Source organism: Metabacillus niabensis (assembly GCF_902829255.1).
GTDB lineage: Bacteria > Bacillota > Bacilli > Bacillales > Bacillaceae > Metabacillus > Metabacillus niabensis.
In genome coordinates, this window is the sequence record NZ_CADEPK010000336.1 from 1 (window position 1) to 2,557 (window position 2,557).

3 protein-coding genes are annotated in these 2,557 nt (G+C 31.7%); all 3 read right to left on the bottom strand.

All coding sequences use genetic code 11. The annotated features are described in order from the left end of the window. Nucleotides 1-767, bottom strand: a 767-nt coding sequence (locus HU235_RS19260; RefSeq protein WP_174881260.1) for a cache domain-containing protein, incomplete at its 3' end; no start/stop codon positions are given. A gap of 449 nt (nucleotides 768-1,216) precedes the next feature. After that, nucleotides 1,217-1,360, bottom strand: coding sequence for a hypothetical protein (locus HU235_RS19265; RefSeq protein WP_174881261.1), 144 nt, complete (start codon nucleotides 1,358-1,360; stop codon nucleotides 1,217-1,219). 165 nt (nucleotides 1,361-1,525) lie between these two features. After that, the gene (locus HU235_RS19270) at nucleotides 1,526-2,497 is read right to left on the bottom strand and encodes a ketopantoate reductase family protein (RefSeq protein ID WP_174881262.1); all 972 of its coding nucleotides are present in this window, start codon (nucleotides 2,495-2,497) and stop codon (nucleotides 1,526-1,528) included. Nucleotides 2,498-2,557 lie beyond the last annotated feature (60 nt).

Sequence of the window (2,557 nt, forward strand, 5' to 3'; positions counted from 1 at the left end):
GTTATATAATTTGTATCATTTGCTTTCATAGATGAACTCAAGATTTCTTCACTAATATTCTTCCGCAGCTTCATTGAATTTAATGTGTAAACGGTATTTCCTTCCTTATCTAGAAGAAGGATCTCCTCCTCACCATTACTTTGCAAATTTGTTGCAATATGATCAATTAGCGAAAACGATACTTGGATTTCAATTTTTCCAACTAATTTTTGATCCTCGAATCGAAAGATATTACGGGCAAATGTAAAACTATGATTTGATGTATTCACATCAAAAATCGCTGTTTTTTCCGTATTCTTTATTTGTGTTTGAAAATAATGGTTTATAAAAAAATCATTATTTTCAACCTGATAGAGCCGATCATCCTCATAGGAAATAAGTGTGACAGAGATAATATCATCATCCCCATTGTACAAACCAAACAGCTTATCTTTAATATAGGTTTGGGTATTAAAAGCCCCTGTAGATGATATGTTGTTTTCGGTTGTTATACTAGGAACAAGTCTTTCATCAACAAGTTCCGCAAATAGTAAGTCATTATAAGAATGAAATTGCTCCTCTAAATAGCTTTTAGAAAGCTCCATCCGCGATAAATTCGAGCTAATCTCTGAGGATTCGACTGTACCTCTTGAAATATAAGTAGAAATTAACATAAATATAAGCATTGGTACCATCATAACTAGTAACAAGGTGCCCATCATTTTCCGCTGAATACTCTCTAAAATATATTTCGATAGAATTTGTTTGACTCCCCTGTGAAACTTCACCCTTAATTCCCCCTTTATACTAATAAGGATTTTTATCAAAATTAATATAATAAATTTTTAACAGTTTTTCGTAGATTACTATCTTATTTTGGTTAGATTCATTGTAGTCAATTCCATGTAGATTTGATAGATATTATTCTAAAATTTCAGAAACTTTTACTGCCTTTTTTATTAAATTTCACAAGGAGATGTAAAAATTATATTATTATAAAGAAGGGGGAATATGGCAGAGGAGTTAGCCTAGGAACTAACTATAATAGGTAGTACTCAAATTGGTATATAAATTTATTAATTTATTAACTGTATGATAAGATATAGTTATCGAACACTAGTAACTCTCATTATTATTCTCTTAACTTTTATGTAATAAATCAGCGAGTAGTCATTAAAACAGCTAGCTATAATCAATATTTTGTTGAAGAGGTATTCTGACCCCTTCAACAAATCAATTATTTCATTTCATCATCTAAATCATTACGATTCATATTCGATTTTTCGATTATTTGTTTTATTTCTCCAGAATCCCCTTTTGCATTAATTATTTCAAAAATTTGATTCAAATCATCACTTGATTGTTGCTTATTATCTTTCATAAGGACTACCTCCTTTGTATACTCCTATTAGTAATTTCCTAATATGGCAGAGATTATAACTGTTATACATAACTTTGCCATTTGTTTTCAAGTTTCGTACAATATGATAGGAGCATTTAAATAATATAAAAAAGCAGTGCCTTCTTTAAAGCACCGCATTATAAGTTAAGATATTTTGTTTTTCACATGAACATTTGATGATTGTTTAATATCATTTGCCATACTATCTAAAATTGGCATTTTTACCTTAAGTTCCTTCCCCATATCCATAACATCATCGTAAATTCGTTGTATTTCCTCAGCATGATTATAATATTTAAATATTTCTCTTTGATAGCGATTTGTCTTCAACGTAGCCCAGAATGCTAATGCCGCAATCCAGGAAGGAAGAAAAAAAACTCTAGCATCAAAAAATTGCTTCACATTGACTCCACGAGCTTTAGAAACAATTAATGCTTCTCTAATACATAATACTGCACGCCGAATATAAGGTATGCTAGACATTAGCTTTTCTGTCCCTCCCGCTTTCATTGCAACTGTGCTAATCCCAGCGTTAAGAGAAAATTGTTTCCATAACCAGTGCTGCATATTTTTTTGAACTTTTACCTTTATGCCTACTTGTTCAAAAAGCTTTGAAATTGACATGATACGTTCAGAGTTTTTCCCATTCATTTCTCCAAGATAGATGAAGTCCATTAAGGCTCCTTTTAAAATTAGATTAGGCATTTGATAAAAACCGCCTCCAGCACTAGGAAACCCCCATATATATTTATCCTGTGGAAGAAACTCATCAATAACACTTGTATCTGTCCATAGGTGATTAAAAAACAGGATATCTGCACGTCCAAGATTTTTCGCTAAGAGTGGCAATACAGATTTTAATTGGTAATGACGTAAACTTACAATGACAAGATCAAACTCATCAAACGATGGTAGTTCATCTACAAGATTAGGCTTGTAGTTTTGAATATGAATCCCTGTCTTTCTTCTTCCGTCTAATAAATGAAGCTGGATCCCATCGTTTAATTGCTCAAGTTTATTCGGTCTTACATAATGTACAACATCTATTCCTGATTGAGAAAATGCGTGTCCATAAATCGTCCCGATAACGCCTGAACCAAACATTAATACTCTCAAAGAAATCCGCACCTTTTCATAATTTAATAGAGTTTTCTAATTTACCTGTACCCTATCAAC

Coding starts and splice junctions, on each gene's coding strand:
- HU235_RS19265 (WP_174881261.1), bottom strand. CDS start 1,360: ATGAAAGATAATAAGCAACAATCAAGTGATGATTTGAATCAAATTTTT.